This is a genomic window from Vibrio bivalvicida (assembly GCF_001399455.2).
GTDB classification, from domain to species: Bacteria; Pseudomonadota; Gammaproteobacteria; order Enterobacterales; family Vibrionaceae; genus Vibrio; species Vibrio bivalvicida.
This window is the reverse complement of the sequence record NZ_LLEI02000035.1, coordinates 1-21,023: the sequence shown is the minus strand read 5'-3', so window position 1 is coordinate 21,023 and position 21,023 is coordinate 1. Positions and strand designations below refer to the sequence as shown.

General features: G+C 45.5%; 15 protein-coding genes. 6 read left to right on the top strand and 9 right to left on the bottom strand.

The genetic code is table 11. The annotated features are described in order from the left end of the window. The first annotated feature begins 79 nt into the window (after nucleotides 1-79). Complete coding sequence (rpoC, locus tag APB76_RS13640; RefSeq protein WP_054963563.1) at nucleotides 80-4,285, top strand: DNA-directed RNA polymerase subunit beta'; 4,206 nt, start codon at nucleotides 80-82, stop codon at nucleotides 4,283-4,285. Nucleotides 4,286-4,488: 203 nt separating this feature from the next. On the opposite strand, the gene APB76_RS13635 is transcribed toward rpoC, so the two are convergent. Beyond that, nucleotides 4,489-4,983: an Rsd/AlgQ family anti-sigma factor gene (locus tag APB76_RS13635; protein ID WP_049842772.1), complete on the bottom strand. Its 495-nt coding sequence runs from the start codon at nucleotides 4,981-4,983 to the stop codon at nucleotides 4,489-4,491. Nucleotides 4,984-5,161: 178 nt separating this feature from the next. Here APB76_RS13635 and nudC point away from each other — a divergent pair, with 178 nt between their 5' ends. The 4 genes from nudC to APB76_RS13615 all read left to right on the top strand — a co-directional run bounded on the left by nudC (nucleotide 5,162) and on the right by APB76_RS13615 (nucleotide 9,051). Next, on the top strand, nucleotides 5,162-5,947 hold the full coding sequence (nudC, locus tag APB76_RS13630; protein ID WP_054963562.1) for an NAD(+) diphosphatase: 786 nt from the start codon (nucleotides 5,162-5,164) through the stop codon (nucleotides 5,945-5,947). Between the two features lie 259 nt (nucleotides 5,948-6,206). Continuing rightward, on the top strand, nucleotides 6,207-7,274 hold the full coding sequence (gene hemE, locus APB76_RS13625) for a uroporphyrinogen decarboxylase (protein WP_049842770.1): 1,068 nt from the start codon (nucleotides 6,207-6,209) through the stop codon (nucleotides 7,272-7,274). Nucleotides 7,275-7,381: 107 nt separating this feature from the next. Next, complete coding sequence (locus APB76_RS13620) at nucleotides 7,382-8,017, top strand: TetR/AcrR family transcriptional regulator (RefSeq protein WP_054963561.1); 636 nt, start codon at nucleotides 7,382-7,384, stop codon at nucleotides 8,015-8,017. A 74-nt stretch (nucleotides 8,018-8,091) separates the two neighbouring features. Next, nucleotides 8,092-9,051 carry a DHHA1 domain-containing protein gene (locus tag APB76_RS13615; RefSeq protein WP_054963560.1) on the top strand — a complete coding sequence of 320 codons (960 nt, stop codon included), beginning with the start codon at nucleotides 8,092-8,094 and terminating at the stop codon, nucleotides 9,049-9,051. 47 nt (nucleotides 9,052-9,098) lie between these two features. On the opposite strand, the gene APB76_RS13610 is transcribed toward APB76_RS13615, so the two are convergent. The 7 genes from APB76_RS13610 to rsgA form a co-directional block, all read right to left on the bottom strand. Further along, a complete protein-coding gene (locus APB76_RS13610; RefSeq protein ID WP_054963559.1) occupies nucleotides 9,099-10,235 on the bottom strand; it encodes a murein hydrolase activator EnvC family protein in 1,137 nt (378 codons plus the stop codon). A gap of 151 nt (nucleotides 10,236-10,386) precedes the next feature. Continuing rightward, complete coding sequence (gpmM, locus tag APB76_RS13605) at nucleotides 10,387-11,919, bottom strand: 2,3-bisphosphoglycerate-independent phosphoglycerate mutase (RefSeq protein ID WP_054963558.1); 1,533 nt, start codon at nucleotides 11,917-11,919, stop codon at nucleotides 10,387-10,389. Between the two features lie 238 nt (nucleotides 11,920-12,157). Beyond that, the gene (locus APB76_RS13600) at nucleotides 12,158-13,045 is read right to left on the bottom strand and encodes a DMT family transporter (RefSeq protein ID WP_054963557.1); all 888 of its coding nucleotides are present in this window, start codon (nucleotides 13,043-13,045) and stop codon (nucleotides 12,158-12,160) included. A gap of 87 nt (nucleotides 13,046-13,132) precedes the next feature. Next, complete coding sequence (locus tag APB76_RS13595) at nucleotides 13,133-15,013, bottom strand: methyl-accepting chemotaxis protein (protein ID WP_049842764.1); 1,881 nt, start codon at nucleotides 15,011-15,013, stop codon at nucleotides 13,133-13,135. 294 nt (nucleotides 15,014-15,307) lie between these two features. Beyond that, complete coding sequence (locus APB76_RS13590; RefSeq protein WP_054963556.1) at nucleotides 15,308-16,723, bottom strand: SLC13 family permease; 1,416 nt, start codon at nucleotides 16,721-16,723, stop codon at nucleotides 15,308-15,310. A gap of 170 nt (nucleotides 16,724-16,893) precedes the next feature. Beyond that, the gene (gene asd / locus APB76_RS13585) at nucleotides 16,894-17,772 is read right to left on the bottom strand and encodes an archaetidylserine decarboxylase (RefSeq protein WP_054963555.1); all 879 of its coding nucleotides are present in this window, start codon (nucleotides 17,770-17,772) and stop codon (nucleotides 16,894-16,896) included. A gap of 378 nt (nucleotides 17,773-18,150) precedes the next feature. Then, nucleotides 18,151-19,206: a small ribosomal subunit biogenesis GTPase RsgA gene (gene rsgA / locus APB76_RS13580; RefSeq protein ID WP_054963554.1), complete on the bottom strand. Its 1,056-nt coding sequence runs from the start codon at nucleotides 19,204-19,206 to the stop codon at nucleotides 18,151-18,153. A gap of 127 nt (nucleotides 19,207-19,333) precedes the next feature. Here rsgA and orn point away from each other — a divergent pair, with 127 nt between their 5' ends. Next, nucleotides 19,334-19,879, top strand: a complete 546-nt coding sequence (gene orn / locus APB76_RS13575) for an oligoribonuclease (protein WP_054963553.1) — start codon at nucleotides 19,334-19,336, stop codon at nucleotides 19,877-19,879. A gap of 64 nt (nucleotides 19,880-19,943) precedes the next feature. On the opposite strand, the gene APB76_RS13570 is transcribed toward orn, so the two are convergent. Continuing rightward, entirely contained in the window at nucleotides 19,944-20,654 is a 711-nt protein-coding gene (locus tag APB76_RS13570) for a hypothetical protein (RefSeq protein ID WP_054963552.1), read from the bottom strand. Nucleotides 20,655-21,023 lie beyond the last annotated feature (369 nt).

Genomic DNA, 21,023 nt, shown 5'->3' with positions numbered 1-21,023 from the left:
AATTGAGAAAAGCGATTATTTGGTAGAAGGTGCTCACTTTTGCGGGTGAGCCCCTTTTAACTCCTTACAGGAGCTGATTGTGAAAGACTTATTAAACTTTCTAAAAGCGCAGCATAAGACCGAAGAATTTGATGCAATCAAAATCGGTCTATCTTCACCGGACATGATCCGTTCATGGTCTTTCGGTGAAGTTAAAAAACCTGAAACGATCAACTATCGTACGTTCAAGCCTGAGCGTGATGGTCTGTTCTGTGCGCGTATTTTTGGTCCAGTAAAAGACTACGAATGTCTTTGTGGTAAATATAAGCGTCTGAAACACCGTGGTGTTATCTGTGAGAAGTGTGGCGTTGAAGTTACACAAACTAAAGTTCGTCGTGACCGTATGGGCCACATCGAGCTTGCTTCACCAGTTGCTCACATCTGGTTCCTAAAATCACTGCCGTCTCGTATCGGTCTACTAATGGATATCCCTCTACGTGATATCGAACGTGTTCTTTACTTCGAAATGTACGTAGTAACTGAACCGGGTATGACTGATCTAGAAAAATCTCAGATGCTAACTGAAGAAGAGTATCTGGATCGCCTAGAAGAGTGGGGTGATGAGTTCACGGCTAAGATGGGTGCAGAAGCGATCAAAGACCTACTTGCGTCTATGGATCTGCCTGCTGAAATCGAAGAAATGCGTGAAGAGCTTCAGTCTACTAACTCAGAGACTAAGCGTAAGAAGATCACTAAGCGTCTGAAGCTAGTTGAAGCGTTCGTTCAATCTGGTAACAACCCAGAGTGGATGATCCTAACTGTGCTTCCGGTACTTCCGCCAGATCTACGTCCTCTAGTACCACTAGATGGCGGTCGCTTCGCGACTTCTGATCTGAACGATCTATACCGTCGCGTAATCAACCGTAACAACCGTTTGAAGCGTCTACTAGAGCTTGCTGCTCCGGACATCATCGTACGTAACGAAAAGCGTATGCTACAAGAGTCTGTTGATGCACTTCTAGATAACGGTCGTCGCGGTCGCGCGATCACGGGTTCGAACAAGCGTCCTCTGAAATCTCTTGCTGATATGATCAAGGGTAAGCAAGGTCGTTTCCGTCAGAACCTTCTAGGTAAGCGTGTAGACTACTCTGGCCGTTCTGTAATCACAGTAGGTCCATACCTCCGTCTGCACCAGTGTGGTCTTCCTAAGAAGATGGCACTTGAGCTATTCAAACCGTTCATCTACAGCAAGCTAGAGACTCGTGGTCTTGCGACGACAATCAAAGCTGCTAAGAAGATGGTAGAGCGCGAAGAAGCGATCGTTTGGGATATCCTAGACGAAGTAATCCGCGAACACCCAGTACTATTGAACCGTGCACCTACACTTCACCGTCTAGGTATCCAGGCGTTCGAACCAGTACTAATCGAAGGTAAAGCAATTCAGTTACACCCACTTGTGTGTGCGGCGTACAACGCGGACTTCGATGGTGACCAAATGGCGGTACACGTGCCTCTAACTCTAGAAGCACAGCTTGAAGCTCGTACTCTGATGATGTCGACAAACAACATTCTGTCGCCAGCGTCAGGTGATCCGATCATCGTACCTTCACAGGACGTTGTATTGGGTCTTTACTACATGACTCGTGACAAGATCAACGTGAAAGGCGAAGGTATGTATCTTGCTAGCCCAGCAGAAGCTGAGAAAGCATACCGTACCAAGACTGCTGAGCTACACGCTCGCGTTAAAGTTCGCATCACAGAGACTGTCGTTGATGAAGATGGCAATAGCACAACTGAGACTAAGATGGTTGATACAACTATCGGTCGTGCAATGCTTTGGCAAATCGTGCCAGCTGGTCTTCCGTACAGTATCGTTAACCAAAAGCTAGGTAAGAAACAAATCTCTCACCTACTTAACGAGGCGTACCGTAAGCTAGGTCTGAAAGACACAGTAATCTTCGCTGACCAAATCATGTACACAGGTTTCGCTTACGCGGCACTTTCTGGTGTATCTGTTGGTATCGACGATATGGTTGTACCGGCAGCGAAGTACACTGAGATCGAAGAAGCGGAAGCAGAAGTTCGCGAAATTCAAGAACAGTACCAATCTGGTCTTGTAACTGCGGGTGAGCGCTACAACAAAGTGATCGATATTTGGGCATCGACCAACGATCGCGTAGCTAAGTTGATGATGGAAAACCTATCTTCTGAAACAGTCGTTAACCGCGAAGGTGAAGAAGAGCAGCAAGAATCATTCAACAGTATCTACATGATGGCCGACTCGGGCGCACGTGGTTCTGCAGCTCAGATTCGTCAGCTAGCAGGTATGCGTGGTCTGATGGCGCGTCCAGATGGTTCAATCATCGAAACGCCGATCACAGCGAACTTTAAAGAAGGTCTAAACGTCCTTCAGTACTTTATCTCAACGCACGGTGCTCGTAAGGGTCTTGCGGATACAGCACTGAAAACAGCGAACTCGGGTTACCTAACTCGTCGTCTAGTAGACGTTGCTCAAGACGTTGTCGTGCACGAACATGACTGTGGTACGCACGAAGGTGTCGATATGATGCCGCACATCGAAGGTGGTGACGTTAAAGTTGCACTTTCTGAGCTTGCTCTAGGTCGTGTTGTTGCTGAAGACGTTCTTAAGCCAGGTACTGAAGAAGTTCTGATCCCACGTAATACTCTAATTGATGAGAAGTGGTGTCAGATCATGGAAGAGAACTCAGTAGATAGCATGAAAGTGCGCTCAGTAGTTACCTGTGATGCGGACTTCGGTTGTTGTGCACAGTGTTACGGCCGTGACCTAGCACGTGGTCACCTAGTGAACCAAGGTGAAGCAGTGGGCGTTATCGCTGCTCAGTCTATCGGTGAGCCGGGTACACAGCTTACAATGCGTACGTTCCACATCGGTGGTGCGGCATCTACTGCGGCAGCAGAGAACAGCATCCAAGCTAAGACAACAGGTACGGTTAAGCTACACAATGCTAAGTTCGTAACCAACAAAGATAAGAAGCTTGTTATCACTTCTCGTGCATCTGAACTGACTATCATTGATGAGTTTGGTCGTACTAAAGAGAAGCACAAACTTCCATACGGTTCTCTACTGAGCAAAGGCGACAACGACGCAGTTCAAGCTGGTGAAACAGTAGCAAACTGGGAAGCGCACACTATGCCAATCATCACTGAAGTGGCAGGTCGCATCCAGTTCGTAGACATGATCGACGGTGTGACAGTTTCTCGTCAAACGGATGACCTAACGGGTCTATCTTCAAGCGAAGTAACTGAAGCGGCAGCTCGTCCAGCAGCAGGTAAAGATATGCGTCCAGCTATCAAACTTGTTGATGCGGCAGGTAAAGACGTAATGATTCCTGGTACTGATATGCCAGCTCACTACTTCCTACCTGGTAAAGCTATCGTTAACATCGAAGACGGCGCTGAAGTAGGCGTGGGTGATACACTTTCTCGTATCCCTCAGAAATCTGGTGGTAACAAAGATATCACCGGTGGTTTACCACGCGTAGCAGACCTATTCGAAGCACGTAAGCCGAAAGAGCCTGCGATTCTTGCTGAGCACACAGGTACTGTGAGCTTCGGTAAAGAGACGAAAGGTAAACGTCGTCTAGTAATTACTCGTGACGGCGGCGACGCTTACGAAGAGATGATTCCTAAGCACCGTCAGCTTAACGTATTCGAAGGCGAGAAAGTTGAACGTGGTGATGTGATCGCAGACGGTCCAGAGTCTCCACATGACATTCTACGTCTACGTGGTATCCACGCTGTAACGCAATACATTGCGAACGAAGTTCAAGAAGTATACCGTCTGCAGGGCGTTAAGATTAACGATAAGCACATTGAGACTATCGTTCGTCAGATGCTACGCAAGTGTACAATCACACATGCTGGTGACTCTACAGAGTTCCTAGTGGGTGAACAGGTTGAATACGCGAACGTTAAGATTGCCAACCGTCAGCTAGAAGCTGAAGGCAAAGAGCTTGTTCGTTTCGAGCGTGAGCTGCTTGGTATTACTAAAGCATCTCTAGCAACTGAATCGTTCATCTCTGCGGCATCGTTCCAGGAGACAACTCGCGTACTAACAGAAGCAGCTGTTTCTGGTAAGCGTGATGAGCTACGTGGTCTGAAAGAAAACGTAATTGTTGGTCGTCTAATCCCAGCAGGTACAGGTTTCGCTTACCACCAAGATCGTCAAGCTAAGCGTACAGAAGAGCAAGAAGGTCCTTCTGCTGAGCAAGCGACAGACAATCTTGCAGCACTGCTTAACGCAGGCTTCTCTTCTGATGAGTAAGTCTGCAGACGAGTAATCGCTGTGTAAGAAATGACAAAAGGCACCTTCGGGTGCCTTTTTTGTTTTTGAAGATAGGGAACGCGTTGCTTCGAGAACGGACTTCGTCCCCGCATCTCGCATCCCGTATCCCTAGCGAAGCGTTCCTAAGTAAAAAGGGTTAACGCAAAACGCCAACCCTTCAAAATTCTCTAGCTCTCTAGCTCTTAGGCCCCAGGCGGAATCGCTAAGCTATCTGCGATAAGTTGAATCAACTGATCTTCAACTTCAAAACGTACTTCGAGCAGTTCGCCAACTTTCGACATATCTACTTCGAAGTTAGGTAGCTCGTCGTCAGCGCTAACACCGACATACTTATCGTTAAACTCAAGTAAAGGCTCGGTAGTAAGTACGATCTTGGCGTAGGTTGTATCGATTTCGTCATTACTCTTAAAGCCGGTTGCTTGCCACTTTTTCATTACCATATCGTAGATTTTGAAGTGGCCTTCAGAAATGTAATCGACAACGTGATCGCAAAATGAGCTGATTTGTTTCGGGGAAGGCAGTTCGACGACGTTCGCGTGTCCATTTACAGGTTGAAGGGAGCCTAGCTGGCAATATTCGACAATCAAAGCCTGGCGGGTTTCGAGCCAGTGGTCTATGACTTCGCTTGAGCCACCCCATTGTTCTTGTGTTTGTTTGAATTTATTTAGCATGACCATATCCTCATGATCGAGTCACTTCTCCGGTGACCATTACGCTTTGACTCCCAAAGCACGTACAGAGTACAACCTCTTGTCCTTACTAAAATTTATAGTCTCAAAATAGATGGACCACAAACTCTGGTATGAATTTAGATTGCCAGTAAAATAGACGAACTGCAAGTGGAGAGATGAGCCAATGTTAAAGAAAGGTGACGTAAACCGTACGAAAAAAGTTTACTGGTGTGTTGTGTCAGGAAGCGATGTATGGTTGCAAAATGGTCAGTTGCCAATCGGCAGTGCTGATAGCCTTAACTTGCCTTATGAACGGGCAATCGAAGTTGGGCAGTGGAACAATTACCCGGTTATGTGGCTTAACGAAGCCGATGTTACTAGGCCGCTTGAATTGACCTCTTTACGTGACTGTTTGCATGTTCCCAGCGACCTTTTTTTACTGATGAGCAAAGCAGTACAATACGGGCATATGAGTCAAAGCGTGCGGTTTTGTCCTCAATGTGGAGGGAGAAATCACCTTAGTCATACTCAATTGGCTATGCAGTGTGGTGATTGTCGTACCTTGCATTACCCGCGCATCTTTCCATGTATTATTGTTGCGGTTCGCAAAGCTGATAAAATCCTGCTCGCGCAACACCCAAGGCATCGCAACGGGATGTATACCGTGATTGCCGGCTTCTTAGAGGTCGGTGAAACGTTGGAGCAGTGCGTGGCTCGCGAGGTAAAGGAAGAAACAGGGGTTGAGGTGACGAATATCCGCTATTTCGGCAGCCAACCTTGGGCGTTTCCATCTAGTATGATGATGGGCTTTGTTGCTGATTATCAATCAGGGGTCTTAAAGCCAGATTATAGTGAGCTTAGTGATGCTGGTTGGTTCGGCTTAAATGAGCTGCCACCTGTTGCACCCGAGGGGACTATTGCCCGTCAGTTAATTGAATATACGCTGGGAGAAATTAAGTTATCTAGCTGAATTATAGATAAAAAAAACCCTCCAGAAGGAGGGGGTAAGTAAGATGTCGTTATGAGATGCCAAGCACTATGTGCTCGGTTTATAATTGTAGTTTTCGCTAGCAAACAAATTTTTAACACTGATACTGAGTGAGTGCAAATTAAGCACTGATTTAAAAGTTAATAACTTGATCTAGGTTGCAAAGCACACAGCTTTTGCGAGTCAAACAGTGTTAGAATAGCCGCAACAAAAAAACGAGCCTAAAAATCGGAAAAACGGAATGACTGAATTAAAGAATGACCGCTATCTTCGCGCGTTACTAAAGCAGCCAGTTGACTACACTCCTGTATGGATGATGCGTCAAGCCGGTCGCTATCTTCCAGAATACAAAGCAACTCGCGCAGAAGCGGGTGATTTTATGTCTTTGTGCAAGAATGCAGAGTTAGCTTCTGAAGTGACACTTCAGCCATTACGCCGTTTTCCTCTTGATGCCGCTATCCTGTTCTCAGATATTCTAACCATCCCGGATGCTATGGGACTAGAGCTACGCTTTGCTGCAGGCGAAGGACCAGTATTTGACAAGCCAATCACTTGCAAAGCGGATGTAGAAAAAATTGGTCTGCCAGATCCTGAAGGTGAGCTTAAGTACGTGATGAATGCTGTACGTCAGATTCGTAAAGACCTGAATGGTGATGTGCCACTGATCGGCTTCTCCGGTAGTCCTTGGACTCTAGCGACATACATGGTTGAAGGTGGTAGCTCGAAGGCTTTCACTAAGATTAAAAAGATGATGTACGCAGAGCCACAAACTCTGCACCTGCTGCTTGATAAGCTTGCAGATAGTGTGATCGAGTACTTAAACGCACAGATCAAAGCGGGTGCTCAATCTGTGATGGTCTTCGATACATGGGGCGGTGTACTGACTCCTCGTGACTACAACTTGTTCTCGCTGCAATACATGCACAAAATCGTAGATGGTCTAATCCGCGAAAATGATGGTCGTCGCGTACCCGTCACGCTCTTTACTAAGAACGGTGGTATGTGGCTAGAACAGATCGCAGCAACGGGCTGTGATGCAGTCGGTCTAGATTGGACAATTAACATCGCTGATGCAGTGAAGCGTGTCGGTGACAAGGTTGCGCTACAAGGCAACATGGATCCATCAATGCTTTACGCGTCTCCTGAGCGCATCCGTGAAGAAGTGTCGACTATTCTTGAAGGCTTTGGTGATGCAGGTACAGGTCACGTGTTTAACCTTGGTCATGGCATTCATTTAGATGTACCGCCAGAAAACGCTGGTGTATTTGTTGAAGCGGTGCATGAGTTATCTAAGCCATACCACAAATAATTGAGTAATTAATGAAAAGCGCCTGATACGACCAGGCGCTTTTTTGTTATGGGTTACACTAGCCGCTATACTGCCCTTAGACATAGAGAAAGGAGTGCGGATAATTCATGAAGACTCGTGACAAGATAGTGCTTGCTGCACTGGAACAATTTAATCAACATGGTGAGCGTAATATCACAACCAATCATATTGCCGCCCACATCGATATTAGTCCGGGTAACCTGTATTACCACTTCCGTAATAAACAAGAAATCGTTCGCGAGATCTTCGCTTTATACTCTAATGAACTTCTTGAACGTTTCACACCCATTCAAGGTCAGCAAGAGAGCTTAGTTTTACTCAAGCACTATTTGGATTCCATCTTTACTCTGATGTGGAAATACCGTTTCTTCTACGCCAATTTGCCTGAGATCCTTCAGCGTGACGAGCAGTTGCACGAAGAGTACATCCAAGTGCAAGAAAAACTACAAACTAACTTAATTAACATAATGCGTGCGTTTGTCGATTTAGAGCTTGTTTCGGTTGAAGATAGTGAGATGAAGTCACTTGTCACCACTTTGCACATGATCGCGTCGAGCTGGTTAGGTTATCAAGCTGCAATGTCGCCTAAAACAAAGATAACTGAGCAGGTAATTCATCAAGGTATGTTGCAAATGATTTCTGTTGTGAAACCAAAAGCAACACCGCAAGGGTTAGAGCAACTTCAGCTCCTTGAGGATGGCGTTAAAGCAATTCATGCTTAGTCATAACTAATTGAAATTGTTCAAACAGGCAGAACCCATTAGAGTACTAGTGTTTCTCTAATGGGTTTTGTTTTATGCACTTCGACGTATTCAATGGTGATGCAGACGGTATCATTGCTTTACTTCAACTTCGGTTGGTTGACCCTAAGTTGTCGACGTTAATCACGGGCGTTAAGCGAGATATTCAACTACTAGATAAGATATTGGTTAACCCTAACGATACAGTGACGGTTCTAGATATCTCAATGGAGAAGAATAAAGCGGGTCTAGAGAAAGCTCTAGCAGTAGGGGCAAATGTCTTTTATGCCGATCACCATAAGTCTGGTGATATTCCCCAAAATACCAATCTAGAAGCGTATATCGACCTTGATACCAATACTTGTACTGCATTGATCGTCGATAGCTTGTTAAAAGGGCGATACCATACTTGGGCAATTGCTGCCGCTTATGGAGATAACTTAATCGCTAAAGCTGACGAACTGGCTGACAAGGCGGGTCTTAGCGAGGAGCAAAAAGCACAGCTTAAAGAGCTAGGAACATTGATAAACTACAATGGCTACGGCTCTAAATTGGAGGATCTGCACTTCGACCCTGCCGCATTGTTTGAGCAGCTTTTGGCTTATGATGATCCCTTTGCTGTAATAGCTGATCAAAACTCTCCATTTCTAGTTTTACGTGCCGCTTATCAGGCAGATATGACTCGAGCTTTGGCAATAACAGCTAAATACCGCAGCACTAAGTTAGCCGTCTTTGAATTACCAAATCAGGCATCATCTCGCAGAATCAGCGGTGTTTATGGCAATCACTTGGCAAATCATGCGCCTAATTCTGCACATGCGGTATTAACTGAAAACCGCGATGGAACATATACTGTTTCGCTGCGCGCGCCACTAAACAATAAACAAGGAGCTGGGGATATTTGTATTCAATTTCCAAGTGGAGGCGGAAGAGCAGCCGCTGCGGGGGTTAATGCATTACCTAAAGAGCAGTTAACCGCATTTATCGAGGTGGTTGAGCAGTACTACCGCACCTAAACTGATCTTGGTGGTTCTACGCTAAGTCGCGCGCTACATTGCAAGCCTTAGCGGGTCAACCAGCTTTTAGGGTTTTGAGTTTTACTATTACGGCGAATCTCAAAGTAAAGCGATGGGCGTGGCTGACCACCAGTGTCACCTGCCAGTGCGATACTTTCTCCTGCAGTGACTTTATCACCTTCTTTCTTCAGCAGGCTCTGGTTAAAGCCATATAAGGTCATATCACCTTTTCCGTGGTCAAGTAGTATTACTAAGCCATAGCCGCGCAGGTAGTCGGCAAATACGACCGTGCCTGAGTACACCGCTTTAACCGATTGTCCATAGTTGGCATTAATCACCATGCCTTTCCAGTTTATCTGCCCAGTCTGACGTGAGCCATAGTTATGTAGAACTCTACCTTTGAGAGGCCAAGGCAGTTTGCCTTTCTTCCGTGCTAAGCCATCCATTGGAACGGCGTTGCGCTTAGCTGCTTTCGCTATCTCTGCTTTCAGTCTGGTTTCATTGCGCTGTAGCTCAGAGAGATAAACTTTGTCGTTTGAGATGCTGCTACGTATCTGCGAGACCGTACCTTTACGCTTAGATTGGGTTTTAGTCAGTTGGTCGCGTTTTTTTGTCTGCTGGTTCAGTAGGCTAGTGATTTGCTGCTTCTCTAGTCCTAGCTGTTCTCGGCTATCGTCCAGTTCCTCAGCGGTTTTCTCAAGTTCTGCAATAGTGGTTGCCCGCTCTTTGGCAAGGTGTTGGAAATACTGGCTAATTCGGTCTTCTTCGACGCCTTGGTTAAGAATGTTAGAGGAAGCCTTTGCACGCTGAGTTACATAATAGGTTTGAATGAGTTCTGCTAACTTATCGCTTTGTGCCTTCTTGTTTTGTTTGAGTTGGTCGACTTTAGACTTTAGATTGGCAATGTTTTTATTGGTATGGTTGAGAGAGGCCTTGGTTTCCTTAATCTCTTTTTCTAAGCGATTAATCGTGATTTCTTGCGATTTAAGGGATTTTTGCAATGAGTCGAGTTTCTTTTTCTGTGAAGACAATGACTGCTTTTGACGAGAAATCTCTCCGCTGACACCTTTAAGTTCATTATTATTGGCCGCGTAGCTAGGTGCTATTGAATAGGCAGAAAGCATTAACCCGAGTGCAAGGTAAATCTTGCTTGTAAATAGAGTCCTTAGTGAGGTGCTCGCCATGTTACAAATTTGCCCTAACTATTTGAGAAGCATTCAGTATACCCAAACCTTTTGATTAGAAGAAAGCGTAATATTAAAACTTGTTGTAGGCTCAAGAAAACAACAAGCCCGAGCAAGTACTCGGGCTTAGAAATACGAGTGCTGGAGTGAATTACTTCACTAGAATCTCACCCGTCATCTCTGCTGGGATCTCTAGACCCGTTAGCGATAGCATAGTTGGCGCTAGGTCAGACAGTTTACCGCCTTGTTTGAACTCAACGTCTTTGTCACCAACGTAGATTAGCGGTACTGGTAGGTTAGTGTGAGCAGTGTGAGTGCCACCTGTCTCTGGGTCTACCATCATTTCCGCGTTACCGTGGTCAGCAGTGATCAGCATTTGGCCGCCTACTTCTTCGATAGCCGCAACAATTTTAGCAACACAGCCGTCGATTGCTTCGATCGCTTGCTCAGCTGCTTCGTAAACGCCAGTGTGACCAACCATATCTGGGTTAGGGTAGTTACAAATGATCGTGTCGTACTTGCCAGACTTGATCGCAGCAACCATTTTTTCCGTAAGCTCTTCAGAGCTCATTTCTGGCTGTAGGTCGTAAGTTGCTACTTTTGGAGAAGCAACAAGTTGACGCTCTTCGCCTTCGAATTCGTTCTCAACACCACCGTTGAAGAAGAAAGTTACGTGCGCGTACTTTTCAGTTTCAGAGATACGTAGCTGAGTTTGACCTTGCTTAGATAGCCACTCACCGTATGTGTTTTCTAGTGACGCTGGTGGGAATGCGATTGCTAGCGGGATGTCGGCAGCGTATTGGGTTAGCATTACGAAGTTGATTGCTGGGAATACCGCGCGCTCGAAGCCGTCGAATACAGGCACGAAAGTACGTGTGATTTGACGAGCACGGTCAGCACGGTAGTTCATAAAGATCACTGCATCGCCGTCTGCGATTACCGCATCTTCTTGGCCATCAGCCTTGATTGCTGTTGCTTTAACGAACTCATCGTTCTCTTCACGAGCGTAAGCGGCTTCAAGACCAGCAACTGCAGTGTCGAAAGTGAACTCAGTTTTCGCTTGAGTAAGAAGATCGTAAGCAACTTGTACGCGATCCCAGTTGTTGTCACGGTCCATTGCGTAGTAGCGACCCACTAGAGAAGCTACTCGGCCTTTACCTAGTTTAGCAAATAGGTCTTGGAAACGTTTTAGAGAGTTCTCTGCGCTGCGTGGTGGCGTGTCACGACCGTCTAGGAAGCAATGTAGGTAGATTTTTTCTGCGCCACGTGCTGCTGCCATTTCAACTGCTGCATAGATGTGGTCTTCATGAGAGTGTACGCCACCTGGAGACATAAGACCCATGATGTGTACCGCTTTTTCTGCCTTCACTGCCGAGTCGATAGCTTCAACAAGTGCTGGAGTCTGTGCAAACTCACCGTCAGCAATTGATTTAGTGATACGAGTAAGGTCTTGGTATACAACACGACCCGCGCCGATGTTTGTGTGACCTACTTCAGAGTTACCCATTTGACCGTCTGGTAGGCCAACATCCATGCCAGAAGCAGAGATTAGAGTGTTTGGTTTGTTAGCAAACAGGCTATCAAGAAAAGGAGTTTTCGCGTTCGCGATTGCGTTGCTTGCTGTATCTTCACGGTGACCGTAACCGTCAAGAATAACTAGAGCCATAGGCTTCTTAGCTGTCATAGTGATGACCTCGTCAAATTTCAAAGTAACTTTGGAAACAAAATTAGCGTAATTTTACTACACTTTTTAACCAAAACTGTAGGTTAAGATCAAATATTGTGTGCGAAATAGTGTTGTTATCTTTCACCTTACTCTCAGTAAGTATTTTTCCAAGACACCTGTATTACTGTTTTCTTGCTTTTATTTTTCCCGTTTAGTAAAGAAATAGATAGTGGAAAATATCTATTGCTCCAATAGTCTAACTGACCAAAATGCCTGTACCTACAACGGCAACAATTGCCCCGAGCCAAGCAAATCGGTTGGGTCGTCTGCCGGAGTAAATCCAAAGTATAGGCAACAACATGATTGGCGTGGTAGAAGATAATAGAGCCACCATACCGACGTTACCTTCTTGCAGAGCATAGAGGATTAGTGTCATGCCTACGGCCATAGCGAGAAACCCATTGACCGCAGTAATTGAGAAAATTCGCAGGTTCATTGGTTGTGTTGCACGGGAAAGTTTGGCGCCAGAGAAGAAAAACAGGCAGTGAGCAGCAAACGCGGTCATCATTCGCACGGCTGAGGCAGCGATAGGGTCGATGGCGGTTTGCATGACAGGTTTAGCGATAATGCCACCTAAAGCTTGGCATAAGGCAGCAAGTAGTCCTAACCCTACACCAACCCAAATACTGCCTTTAATCGACTCTAAGTGGTTGTTTGCTTGCCCTTTACGACCAAAAAATATCGCGGTTAATACGCCAGAGAATACCAATGCAGAGCCCAACAATTCAAGAGACGTCATGGTTTCACTGAATAGGAAGTATCCAAGTACAGCGGAGAAGACGGCGTGACAAGAAAAGAGCAGGCCAGCTTGTCTTGGTCCCATGCGATTGAGGCAAGCAAAAAGGGCGGTATCTCCGATGAAAATACCGATCACGCCTGATAGCATCATTGCGGAAATCGCGCTGTTTTCTACTGTTGCCCAACCGCCGGTAACCAGCGCCATGCCTCCTAGAATCACAGAGGTACAGCCCATACGCCAACGACTATAGGCAAATGTTCCTAGATGCTGAGCTGGAGTAACAGAAAGTAGGCTGGCCACCGCCCAAAGAAAAGCCGCTGCCAATGCCAGCCATTCATATCCCATTGACACGAAATCCTTGTGAATTTGGAAGAGTAATGGCTGACAATATGCATTAAAACAGCGTTAATTCAAAGATTATTCTGGTTGGTATCAAACCTTAAAGCGTCCTACTTCTCGGCGCATGGTTTCAGCAGATTCACGCATGTTATCTGCGCTTTCGCTGCTTTGCATAGCTTGTGAAGCAAGGACATCGGAAGCGTCTTTTATCCCTTGTGTATTGCGGCTGATATCTTCACTTACTGCTCGTTGTTCTTCAGCCGCGCTCGCAATTTGTAATGCCATATCATTGATTTCGGTAATAGCATCTGTGATATGACCTAAGCTATCCGCGGCTTGCTGTGCATAGTCAACGCTGGTATCGGCGAGTGAGGTACTGCTTTGCATGCTATTGACAGCTAACTTAGTGTTGCTCTGTAGCGTCTCGATCATGTTGCGGATTTCTTCTGTCGAACCATGAGTCCGTTGGCTGAGAACGCGCACTTCATCAGCCACAACCGCAAAACCACGTCCTTGTTCACCAGCGCGAGCGGCTTCAATTGCAGCATTGAGCGCGAGTAGATTGGTTTGTTCCGCAATCTCTTGAATGGTGGAAAGAATCTGGTTAATGCTTTGAGTATTACTTTCTAATTCAGAGATAACTCCAGCAGCAGCCATGACCTGATCAGCCAATTCCACAATCGCTTGGCGGTTTTTCTGAATGACTTGCTGTCCATCCTCACATGCCGAAGAGGAAGTTTGTGAAGCTGAAGCGGTCAGCTCTGCATGACTCGCCACTTCTGCTGCGGTCGCTGACATCTCATGGATGGCCGTTGCGATCTGATTGACATCATTTTGCTGGGCTTCCACTTGCTGTGAAGCTTGTTGCGACAGTTCATTAGCTTGTACAGCTTGATTGGCCAACTTGTCACTGTGACTAATAATACCACTAATCATCGCCTGCATTTGGCTCAAAAACTGGTTGACATGTTCCGCCAATTCTCCAATTTCGTCACGACGTTTGATTTCGACTCTTTGTGTTAAATCGCCTTCGCCTTTAGATAGTTGAGATAGTGACGTAGAGAGATCTTGGAGAGGTTTTAACAGCTTAGTGATTGTATAGGTACTAAATGTCGCGATGACCAAGTACAAAATGATCGAGGCGAGCGCAGTAAATTGAATTTGCTCAGTAACTGAAGCAAAGGCTAAGTCTTTATCGACCACGATACCTAAAGACCAGTCCGTTGTCGGCACGTTGGTGACGTAGATAAGCTTATTCCCTTGCTCGGGCCAGCTAATCGTTGAAAGCGCTGATTTGCTGACTAGTTCATTGATCATACTCTGGCTCAGAGCTGGGTTAAGAACCGTCAAAGGTTGCTGACTAAGCTTTTCGTCCTGATAGGCGACGATGTTGTTGTTCCCATCAACGAGGAAGGTAAAACCATCATTGTCCAGAGATACATTGAGAACTTCACTAATGATGTTTGTGACCGTTAGGTCTGCGGCAAGAACCCCTTTTCGCTCACCAGAGAAGGCTTTCGCAAAGCTCACTACAATACTGCCATCAAAATCTTGATATGGTTCCGTTAGGATAAGTCCTGAGGTTTTCATTGCATCTTGATACCAAGGACGAGTTCTTGGGTCGTAATCGGCAGGCCAGTCTTCAGTTTTATCACCGTAAGCAATCGAGCCATCATCGAAACCAGCATATACAGAAAGAAAATCCCCCGCTCGCTTGGTAATCAACATTTCGCGGTCTGAGTTAGTGGACTGGACGATGGTTTTCTCGTTGGCGAGCATCATGTCACTGCGTATGGCCAACCAATCACTAATATAGCGGGTGGTAGCATGGCTAACATTCGCCATTTCGCTATTAAGAGCGGAGGTGGTTTCTTGTTTAAGTTGGCTTACAGAGATCCAAGCTTGAACCCCGCTAACCACAGCGATAACGATTGCGATCGCAATCTGCATTTTTAGTTTTATTGTATTTCTCATTGCCTTTCCTTAATAAACGAGACAATAAATCGAGAAAAGCGGAGTGAGGATACACCGGGAGAAGCTGTTTGCTATGTGGAGAGCATCAACCGATCCTTGTGGGCACTACCGCCGGATAGGAATCTCACATTGATAGTGAAATGGATGTTCTTGTTATTATTGAACTAATTTTATATTTCAAAGCGACCAATTTGCTTGATCTATGTACAGATTCGCTGACTAATTTACCTATCTACTGCGGATATTGATCAAACTGTGATGTTCAGCCAACAAATCTGATGTCACATTCCATCACTAGGTGATCAGCAGTGCCCCAGCATAAACAATGGTTAATCCAATCAAACCGATAATGAGACCTGTCTTGGCCATATCTTTGCTTTCGATAAGTCCAGTTGAATAAGCCAAAGAGTTTGGCGGCGTTGAAACTGGTAAAATCATGCCGAGTGATGCGGAGAAGGCGACAACGACCAATAAACCTTGTAGTCCCCCCACGCTGGCTAAGCTCTCCATCGAAGCTCCAATCGCAGCCGCAATCGGCATCAGTAAGTTAGCGGTCGCGGTATTGGACATGAAGTTTGCCATTAGCCAACAGACTATCGACAGAGTTAGAACCACGGCGACTGGTGACAGCGATTCATAATCAATCGCGTGCGCAAGGGCTGCTGCCAATCCGGTTTTATCCAAACCAATACCAATGGCAATACCCCCGGCGACTAGCCATAGTACGTCCCAGTTAATCAGCTTTAGCTCCGCTTTGCCCATGATTCCAGTTAGGGTGAATACCGCTAGCGGAATGATGGAGACGACATAGGTGTTCATACCATGCAACTTAGTCGTCATCCACAATAGGATCGTTGAAGCAAATGTGGCGTAGACAACCATGGCACGCCAATTTTTTTGAAACTGACCATCCAGCTTGAGTGTCATTGTTTGTTGAGAGGAAGGAAACAGTTTTTGCAGTAAAAACCAGGCGATGGTCAACTGAACGATTACGAAGGGTAAGCCCATCATCATCCATCTTAAGAAATCGATACTGTTTTCGCCAGTTAGGTACTGAAGCGCGATGGCGTTAGGTGGTGTACCGATTGGAGTAGCAATACCTCCCGTATTGGCAGCAATCGGAATACAGAGTACTAAGGCTTTGATCCCAATATCACCCCTAGGCGCAGAAGCGACAATGGGACCAAGTAATGCGAGCATCATTACTGTTGTGGCTGTATTAGACATAAACATCGAGAACACAGCGGTAATTAACATTAAGCCAAGCATGATGAATTTAGGCTGGTGACCAAAAGGCTTAAGTAGCACGCGAGCAAGGTTGTTATCTAACTCATACTTCGAAGCTGCAATAGCGAGAGCAAATCCCCCCATAAATAAAATAATGATCGGAGACGAGAAGGCGCTGAAAATGTCCGTATAGTTCATCAGCTCCCCCAAGTCATGTCCTGCAGGAGGATTGCGGAATAAATGTAGCCCTTTGTCTGAAATCATCACCAGTTCTAAGGCGATGATCAAAATCGACGTGGCAAATACCGGAACAGGCTCTAACACCCAAAGTAGTGCCGCTAGAAGAAAGATGGCCAGAAGTCGATGCTGAATCAGGGTCAGATCATCAATAGGGATCCAGTCAATGGGCATAAACAGCACAGCGATTGGCAGACCAAAACTGATCAATAGCTTAATGATAATTCCCGATTCTACCTTTGGCATACAATCCTTTACCTCAAAAGTATTAGTGAAGCCACAGATTAGTTCACAATGAATTAAAGGTCTTAGACCAAGTCTAGAGTTTTGATAAACAGTTAAAAATGTTGAGGGAGGTTTGCTTTGGGTCAAAAAAAGCCCCGCGAATGCGAGGCTTCAGAGTCTAGCGTTGGTGATTATTCTGCTGCTTGTTCTGTCTGAGCGGTGTGCGCGTAAGGTGTGCCCATTACTGTAGACTGACCATTTTGCATCGAGTCATCAAATTTCACCGCATCTTTGGCGAATAGGTTGATGACAGTTGAGCCTAGCTTGAAGCGACCCATCTCTTCACCTTTCTTAAGGATTACCGATTTATCACCTTGAGCTGGGTAGTCCCATTTGTAAACGGTATTGCCACGTGGTGGTGTTACTGTGCCAGCCCAAACTTGTTCAATACTGCCGACAATCGTCGCACCAACTAGCACCTGCGCCATCGGACCAAATTCAGTATCGAAGATACACACGACACGCTCGTTACGTGCAAATAGGTTTGGCACGTTTTCAGCAGTGAGTGGGTTAACGGAGAATAGGTCACCTGGCACATAAATCATCTGACGTAGCGTGCCGTCACATGGCATATGAACACGGTGATAATCACGTGGTGAAAGGTACAGCGTCGCAAATTCACCGTCTGCAAACTCTTGAGCTAATTCCGCATCTCCACCTAACAGATCTTGTGCCGTAAAATTATGGCCTTTTGCCTGAATCAGTTTGCCATCAGTGATAGGGCCAAACTGGCTTACACAAGCATCTGCTGGGTGAGTGACAACACTGACTTCTTCAGTGACTGGTCGCGCACCATCTTTTAGCTCACGAACAAAAAACTCGTTAAACGTCTTAAAGTGTTTAGGTTCAGAATGAAGTGCTTCATCCATGTTGACGTTGTATTGCTTAATAAACCACTTGATGATTGCTGTTGTTAGACCGCCAGCTTTTGCTGAAGCTAGCTTGCCCACTAAGCGCGTTAAACCGTGCTGAGGGATCCAATATTGCAGTCCAACTTTAATCTTATCCATTGTGTTCAATTCCAATGCTATTTTCATGATTGACTATATTCTGGGCGCGAGATGTTACTCAAATTGCACCCAAAAGTCAGCAGTTGCTAGGGTCTGTTGACCTTTTGCGGTTAAATTTTGTTCGAGATAAAAGCGTTTTAATCGCGGCGAGAGGTTTGTCGCCTAGTCATTCTAAGCAAAACACCTCTCAACAAAGAGTAAAACGCTTTTAGCCGAACCCTTCGGGCAGCGTTTGTGGCCCCTTTCTGCTGCGTTATCGGCTTATCAGGTAGGGCAACTACAATTCAAAGCCTCTGCCTTGCATAAAGAACCCACAAACTGCTGCAAAAATCAGCTCAAAAGGGCAACAGACCCTAAACTTTGCTTACAAATTTGCTGCTACAAATCTGCTTTTTTATTACGTGAGTACTGTCGGTTAGCCTTGTTTTCCACCATGCTTTCAAGAATTCGATGGTAGTTCTCGAAACGAATCTCGTTGATCTGTCCATTTTCAACAGCCTGGCGTAGTACACACCCTGGGTCGTCATTGTGTTTACAGTCACGAAACTTACAACTGCCTAGATAAGGTCTGAACTCAACAAAGGCTTTGGTTACCTCTTCGGCTTCAAGGTGCCATAAGCCAAATTCACGTACGCCAGGAGAGTCAATAAGATCGCCACCTGTTGGAATATGGTAAAGGCGGGACGCGGTTGTCGTGTGTTGACCTAATCCTGAGTTCTCTGAAACCTCACCTTCTTCGACATTGAACTGTGGCATTAGTGCGTTAACCAAACTTGATTTGCCCACACCGGACTGACCGACGAAAATATTGATGCGGTCTTTCAGCTCTGCCTCTAACTCAGCAATGCCTTCACCAGTCTGCTTACTTACAAATAACACCTTGTAGCCAATATGTTCGTATTCACTTAGCCAAGATTTGTACTCAGCCAGTTGCTCTTGTTCAAGAAGATCGATCTTGTTCAGAACCAGTAGTGGCGCGATGTTCAAGGTTTCAGAAGCAACTAAGTAGCGGTCAATGATATTGAGTGACAGTTCAGGCAAAATGGACGAGACAATCACCATTTGGTCGACGTTAGCGGCAACAGGTTTTAGGCCATCGTAGTAGTCGGGGCGTGTTAATACTGAAGTTCTTGGTTCAACGGCTTCAACAACACCATTGATGCCTTCCATCGACTCATGGCCGGGGCGCCAGATGACTTTGTCGCCAGAGACGAGAGTTTCGATACCGCGACGCAGATTACAACGTTGGATTTCTCCATTTTCGAGATCTTCTATATCGGCGTGTTGTCCAAAACGAGTGATAACCAGGCCTGATTTACTTGCTCCTAGCATAGACTCATCCCATTGGATAGACTCTTCCTGCTTGAGTTTGCGTTTTTGGTTATGGCGTACACGCCTTACCTGACCTTTGGTTAGCTTTTTCTTTTTAGCCACGTTTCTCTACTTCAGTTGATTAATTTATCGAGTGATACCTGTTCGACCGTAAAAATCTCAATCTATCTTGGGTATCGGAATTTGGGTATAGTACCTCTTTTATCATAAAACCAATAGGCAACGATTTATGTCCTTTAGCGATCAAAATTTAATTTGGATTGATCTTGAGATGACAGGACTGGACCCAGAGACCCATAAAGTTATCGAAATCGCCACCATAGTGACTGATAGTGAATTGAATATTTTAGCTGAAGGACCTGTACTTGCCATTTATCAGCCAGAAGTAGAGTTGGCTAAAATGGATGAGTGGTGTACCACTACTCATACTGGTAGTGGGTTGGTTGATCGTGTACGTGAAAGTAAAATCGACGAGCAAGAAGCTATTCGCCAAACGATCGAGTTTTTGGAAAAATGGGTACCGAAAGGTAAATCACCGATTTGCGGCAACAGTGTTGGTCAGGACCGTCGTTTTTTGTATAAACATATGGCGGAACTTGAACAGTATTTCCATTACCGCTACATCGACGTGAGTACTTTTAAGGAACTCACGCGCCGTTGGAAGCCTGAAGTGCTCGATGGTTTCTCTAAAACAGGCAGCCATTTAGCGTTAGACGATATTCGAGAATCGATAGCCGAACTTCAATACTACCGTAAAACGATTATTTCAATCTAATAGACTTCTGATAACGCCAGCAATGATGGTTGGCGTTTTAAGTAGATAGCTGCAACAGCCCTATTTATGGCACGGGTAGGAATGCAAATTGAGCCACACCATGAACGACCTTAGTTATACCTCGATTCGTCTTGTCTGCGACGATCAGGGCCATCATGTCTTGAATCATTACCATCTTAGTAAATAGGCGATCGAAACTCATATCCCCCCCGTTGCCGTTTGTATCGTTGCTGTATATCAGAGGGTTACCATACTGATCTTTGCGGTGATAGAGTCGCCAAACGAATATCTCGATGTTTCTCGCACTGTTATATAAAGATTGCTCATCAAGTGAATCAATAATAAAGAACTCTTGTTGGTGGTTGTACGACCGACGCAGCATTTCTGACAATCCAACGACAGCGGCAAATACGCGATCTCCTTGGAAGTTCTCATCAAAACTGAGCAAAATTGCCTCAATACCTGTGACGCCGTTTAACTCATCGAAAACCAAAGAGGGCAGGTCGATGCTTTCTTCAGAGCCAAATATTTGAGTGATACGACTTTCGATGGTGGCTTGAGGGCTCTTATGCAGTTGAATGGGGTTACGGACATAAAGTTTGCGCGTCAGCTCGATCATTTGTTTTTTCAACTGCCGAGCATGCACATCCATGACGAAGTCTACATCGCTTTTGCCGAGATTGCGCATTGGTTTAGGCATAGAACCACATCCCGCAACCAACAAGGCGAGAATGAAGGGAATCAACGTTCGAAAAGCAATCCTTTGCAATAACATGGATACAGAACCTTAGCCTAGAGAAATGCGACAGCCAATGAGAGACTTTTATAGCCAATAGTTATATTAAAAAATACAATCATCAGCGACATTAAGTCATCAAAATGCAGGTCAACATCCCAATTTGAGCATGGGTGAAGTTGCTTTTATGTTATTTAACGAAATGCATTTCGTTTAAATTTCAAGCTGTTTTGATTGTTGATGTGCGCTTTTCATCCAAACAGGAAAAAAAAGGATTTTTTTTGCATGAAGGACTTGCATCACAAAAAAATGCTCTTATAATTCGCAGCCCTGAACAACGGAAACGTTGTTGATGCGACACTAGCTCAGTTGGTAGAGCGCAACCTTGCCAAGGTTGAGGTCACGAGT